This is a genomic window from Mesorhizobium sp. M7A.F.Ca.US.006.04.2.1, from assembly GCF_004022915.1.
Classification (GTDB): Bacteria; Pseudomonadota; Alphaproteobacteria; order Rhizobiales; family Rhizobiaceae; genus Mesorhizobium; species Mesorhizobium ciceri.
The window spans coordinates 1-5,554 of record NZ_RZQA01000414.1 but is presented as its reverse complement, the minus strand read 5'-3'; the positions used below and the strand labels follow the sequence as shown (position 1 = coordinate 5,554).

The window sequence follows — 5,554 nt, the reverse complement described above, 5'->3', positions numbered from 1 at the left end:
AAGCCGGACACCGCCCGCCAATCCCCAGCCCTTTCCGGCATCGCGCGCGTGCCGGGTGATAAGTCGATCTCGCACCGTTCCTTCATGTTCGGCGGCCTCGCCTCCGGCGAGACCCGCATCACCGGCCTGCTCGAAGGCGAGGACGTGATGCGCACGGGCGCGGCCATGAAGGCAATGGGCGCGCATATCGAGAAGAACGGCGACGAGTGGGTGATCCGCGGCACCGGCAACGGCGCGCTGCTGCAGCCGGAAGGCCCGCTCGATTTCGGCAATGCCGGCACCGGCTCGCGGCTGACCATGGGCCTTGTCGGCACCTATGACATGGAGACGACCTTCATCGGCGATGCCTCGCTGTCGGGCCGGCCGATGGGCCGTGTGCTGGAACCCTTGCGCCAGATGGGCGTGCAGGTGCTGAAGGCGACGCCGGGCGACCGCATGCCGATCACACTGCATGGACCCAAGCATGCCGCACCGATCACCTATCGCGTGCCGATGGCCTCGGCGCAGGTGAAGTCCGCAGTGCTGCTCGCCGGCCTCAACACGCCCGGCATCACCACGGTGATCGAGCCGGTGATGACACGCGACCACACCGAAAAGATGCTGAAGGGGTTTGGCGCCAATCTGTCGGTCGAAACCGACGAGCGTGGCGTGCGCCACATCTTCATCGAAGGCCAGGGCAAGCTGACCGGCCAGACCATCGCCGTGCCGGGCGACCCGTCCTCAGCCGGCTTCCCGCTGGTGGCCGCCCTGATCGTGCCGGGTTCGGACATCACGATCGAAAACGTACTGATGAACCCGACCCGCACCGGCCTGCTTTTGACGCTGCAGGAGATGGGCGGCAACATCGACATCCTCAACCCGCGCAATGCCGGCGGCGAGGATGTCGCCGACCTGCGGGTACGTTACTCCGAGCTCAAGGGCGTCATCGTGCCGCCCGAGCGGGCGCCGTCGATGATCGACGAGTATCCGGTGCTGGCGGTCGCTGCGAGCTTCGCCGAGGGCGAAACGCTGATGCAGGGGCTGGAGGAGTTGCGGGTGAAGGAATCCGACCGGCTGTCGGCCGTCGCCAACGGGCTGACGCTCAACGGCGTCGACTGCACCGAAGGCGAAGCTTCGCTTGCCGTGCGCGGCAAACCGGGCGGCAAGGGCCTTGGCGGCCATCCCAATGGCAAGGACACCACCGTGCAGACCCATCTCGATCACCGCATCGCCATGAGCTTTCTGGTCATGGGGCTGGCGACGGAAAAGCCGGTGACCATTGACGACGCCGCCATGATCGCGACCAGCTTTCCGGAGTTCATGGGGCTGATGACGGCGCTGGGCGCGGAGATCGGGTGACGGTCGTGGCAACCAATAGCCTTGGTACGTTGGCAGGCCAGCGCCCAACCCTTTCGGCGGTCTGCCAATGACACACGTCTTCACCATCGCCATCGACGGCCCCGCCGGCGCCGGCAAGGGCACCCTCGCCCGCCGGCTGGCCGACCACTACCGCCTCAACCTGCTCGACACCGGCCTCACCTACCGTGCCGTGGCCTATGCGCTCATCCAGCACGCGCTGCCGCTCGACAATGTCTCGGCGGCTGAAACCGCTGCCCGCCAGGTCGATCTGGCAAAGCTCGACCGGACGGTCTTGTCGGCGCATGCGGTCGGCGAGGCGGCCTCCAAGGTCGCAGTGTACCCGACCGTGCGGCGCATCCTCGTCGAAAAGCAGCGCGACTTCGCCAAGACACCGCCGGGTGCGGTGCTCGATGGGCGCGACATCGGCACCGTGGTGTGCCCCGACGCCGACATCAAACTCTATGTGACGGCGAGCGCCGAGGTGCGAGCACAGCGCCGGCTGGCCGAGATCGAGAGCATCGGCGGGACCGCTGATTTTACCGAGATCCTCGCCGATATCATGCGCCGCGACCAGCGCGACATGGGCCGTGCCGACTCACCTTTGAAGCCGGCCGCCGACGCGCACTTGCTTGATACCAGCGAAATGGCTATAGAAGCCGCGTTTCTTGCAGCCATGGCGATCATCGATGACGTCTTGGCCAAGAGAGACTAGGTCTGATCCGGGTTTTTCCCTCGTCTTTCCGTTGTCGGAGGCGAAGAAAATACCCATATCGGGCACGAACCAGCCTGCCAGCATTCTACATGCGCCGGAATTGCCGCTTAAAGAGCGGCCCAGGGCTTTTGTAGCCCGGAACGCCGGCAGGCCAACGCAACGCTAACCCACGGCGCCCGTCCCGCTTCCAGATGCGGGGCACTCCAGGAGAAACAATGTCAGCTGCAAATCCCACTCGCGATGATTTCGCGAGCCTGCTCGAAGAATCATTCACCACCGGTCACTCCGGCGAAGGCCAGGTCGTCAAGGGCACGATCACGGCGATCGAAAAGGACATGGCCATCATCGACGTCGGCCTCAAGGTCGAAGGCCGCGTGCCGCTGAAGGAATTCGGCGTCAAGGGCAAGGACACTACCCTCAAGGTTGGTGACACCGTCGAAGTCTATGTCGAGCGCATTGAAAACGCGCTTGGCGAAGCAATGCTTTCCCGTGAGAAGGCCCGTCGCGAAGAGAGCTGGGTCCGCCTCGAAGAGAAGTTCACCAAGGGTGAGCGCGTCGAAGGCGTTATCTTCAACCAGGTCAAGGGCGGCTTCACGGTCGACCTCGACGGCGCCGTGGCCTTCCTGCCGCGCAGCCAGGTCGATATCCGCCCGATCCGCGACGTCTCCCCGCTGATGCACAACCCGCAGCCCTTCGAGATCCTCAAGATGGATCGCCGCCGCGGCAACATCGTGGTGTCTCGCCGTACCGTGCTCGAAGAGAGCCGCGCCGAACAGCGTTCGGAAATCGTGCAGAACCTCGAAGAAGGCCAGGTTGTCGAAGGCGTCGTCAAGAACATCACCGATTACGGTGCGTTCGTCGACCTCGGCGGCATCGACGGCCTGCTGCATGTCACCGACATGGCATGGCGCCGCGTCAACCATCCGACCGAAATCCTCAACATCGGTCAGACGGTCAAGGTGCAGATCATCCGCATCAACCAGGAAACCCACCGTATCTCGCTCGGCATGAAGCAGCTCGAGAGCGATCCGTGGTCCGAGATCGGCACCAAGTTCCCGATCGGCAAGAAGATCAAGGGCACCGTCACCAACATCACCGACTACGGCGCGTTCGTCGAGCTGGAGCCGGGCATCGAGGGTCTCATCCACGTTTCGGAAATGTCGTGGACGAAGAAGAACGTGCATCCAGGCAAGATCCTGTCAACGACCCAGGAAGTCGACGTGGTGGTGCTCGAAGTCGATCCGGCCAAGCGCCGCATCTCGCTCGGCCTCAAGCAGACGCTCGAGAATCCGTGGCAGGCTTTCGCCTCTAGCCATCCGGTCGGCAGCCAGGTCGAGGGCGAGGTCAAGAACAAGACCGAGTTCGGCCTGTTCATCGGCCTCGAAGGCGACGTGGACGGCATGGTGCACCTTTCCGACCTCGACTGGACCCGTCCGGGCGAGCAGGTCATCGAAGAGTATAATCGCGGCGACATGGTCAAGGCGCAGGTGCTCGACGTCGACATCGACAAGGAGCGCATCTCGCTCGGCATCAAGCAGCTGGCCAAGGATACGGTCGGCGAAGCGGCGACTTCAGGCGAACTGCGCAAGAACGCGGTCGTTACCTGCGAAGTCATCGGCGTCAAGGATGGCGGTCTGGAAGTGCGGCTGGTCGACAGCGGCATCGAAACCTTCATCAAGCGCTCCGACCTGAGCCGTGACCGCGACGAGCAGCGCCCCGAGCGCTTCACCGTCGGCCAGAAGGTCGATGCCCGCGTCATCGCCTTCGACAAGAAGACCCGCAAGCTGCAGGTCTCGATCAAGGCGCTGGAAATCGCCGAAGAGAAGGAAGCGGTCGCTCAGTACGGCTCGACCGACTCCGGCGCTTCGCTGGGCGACATCCTGGGTGCCGCGCTGAAGAAGCAGGGCAGCTAAGTCTTCGCACCGCGAAGCCTTCGCACAGGCTCCAAAACAAAACCCCGCCGGAGCGATCCGGCGGGGTTTTTCTTTGACCTAGGTAAAGGTTGGAAAGTTACGCCCTGCCGTAAAGCGGCACCAGCGTGCCGCTCATCGCCTGATTGGCCGGCGAGGCGAGATAGGCGATGGCCTCGGCGGCGGCTTCGAGGCTGACCCATCTTGTGACATCGGCATCCGGCATATCGGCGCGGTTTGCCGGCGTATCTAGCGTCGACGGCGCCACGGCATTGACCAGGATGCCCTTGTGCTTCAGCTCTTCGGCCATCGCCACCGTCATGGCTGCCACCGCCGCCTTGCTGGCGGCGTAAGCGACCATGCCGGCGCCGCGCCGCGGATCGAGCCCGGCGCGCGCGGTGACGTTGACGATGCGGCCCGCCGTGTCCGACGACAGCATCGAGCGGATCGCGGCGCGGCAGCACAGGAAGGCGGTGCGCGCATTGGTGTCCATCATCTCGGCAAAGGACGCCGACTCGATCTTTTCAACAGGCGCCGAGGTGAAGCCGCCAGCCAGATGGATCGAGCCCCAAAGGCCCGGAACCTGGCTATAGAACGCTTCGACCTTCGCGGGGTCCGAGAGATCGACGTTGTGCACCAGCTGGACACGGTCATGCGAGGTAAAGGGGAAATGCGTAGGGGCGGCGGCATGAGCATTGGGCACATGGCAGATCGCGCCGTCGCTCAGCAGTTTGCCGACAACCGCACCGCCGAGCGCACCGGTCCCACCAGTCACGACGATATGCTTGCCTTCAAGTGTTTCCGTCATCTTGGACGCTCCTGTCATTTTTTTATCGTTAGGTCGTTTCTGTGCCGCCGACGCGAAGCGTCGCGCCTTTTGCGCCATCACTCAATTGACATCTCGACATGGCAGTTGTCGCGTCTTTGCATGCGTCCGACACTTCAGCCGTGGTCCGCCAAAACGGGAAACCCGCGCTTCAGTCAACTGTGATTTCGATGACGCGCGGCAGTCCGGTGGCCCGGGCGCGCTTCAGCGCGTCCGCGAGAGCATCGATATCGGCAAGCCGTTCGGCGCCGATGCCATAGGCCTCGGCCAGCTTGCAGAAATCCGGCGGCGCCGGCGATACGCCGACCGGCTCGACGCCGACATCGAGCATCGAGGTTTCGATCTCGCGGTAGCCTCTGTTGTTCCAGACGACGAAGATGACCGGTACCCGCGCGTCGAGCGCGGCGCCCAGTTCCGGCAGCGTGAACTGGAAGCCGCCGTCACCCGTGAGGCAGACGACCGGCGCATCGGGTATCGCAAGGGCCGCGCCAATTGCGGCCGGCGGGCCGTAGCCAAGCGCGCCGAAGCCGGTGGCGGCATTGAACCAACCGCCTGGCCGATCATGGTCGTAATAGAGGTTGGCCGCATAGATCGGCTGCGTCGAATCGCCGACGATGAGCGCGCCCGGCAAAGCGTCGCGGATCATCTCGACGGCGCGCACCTGCCCCTGCAGTGTCGGATTGAGCTCGGCAAAGGCTGCTTTGCGTGTAGTAGCGGCGCGCGACGAACCGCCCTCGCTTGCCCGGACATGGCGGGTTTTCAGAAGCA

At 64.2% G+C, this 5,554-nt stretch carries 5 protein-coding genes; 3 read left to right on the top strand and 2 right to left on the bottom strand.

Going from position 1 to position 5,554, the window contains the following annotated elements; genetic code table 11:
• The 3 genes from aroA to rpsA all read left to right on the top strand — a co-directional run.
• Nucleotides 1-1,338 (top strand): 3-phosphoshikimate 1-carboxyvinyltransferase (aroA, locus tag EN925_RS21100; RefSeq protein ID WP_245487256.1); only part of this gene is annotated, 1,338 nt, incomplete at its 5' end.
• Between the two features lie 67 nt (nt 1,339-1,405).
• Entirely contained in the window at nt 1,406-2,050 is a 645-nt protein-coding gene (cmk, locus tag EN925_RS21095; protein ID WP_032898722.1) for a (d)CMP kinase, read from the top strand.
• A gap of 215 nt (nt 2,051-2,265) precedes the next feature.
• Complete coding sequence (gene rpsA, locus EN925_RS21090) at nt 2,266-3,963, top strand: 30S ribosomal protein S1 (RefSeq protein ID WP_013528183.1); 1,698 nt, start codon at nt 2,266-2,268, stop codon at nt 3,961-3,963.
• 97 nt (nt 3,964-4,060) lie between these two features.
• On the opposite strand, the gene EN925_RS21085 is transcribed toward rpsA, so the two are convergent.
• Nucleotides 4,061-4,768 (bottom strand): SDR family NAD(P)-dependent oxidoreductase, encoded by a 708-nt coding sequence (locus tag EN925_RS21085; RefSeq protein WP_063171055.1) that lies wholly within the window; start codon nt 4,766-4,768, stop codon nt 4,061-4,063.
• Between the two features lie 169 nt (nt 4,769-4,937).
• Nucleotides 4,938-5,554, bottom strand: a 617-nt coding sequence (locus EN925_RS21080; RefSeq protein ID WP_245487255.1) for a thiamine pyrophosphate-dependent enzyme, incomplete at its 5' end; no start/stop codon positions are given.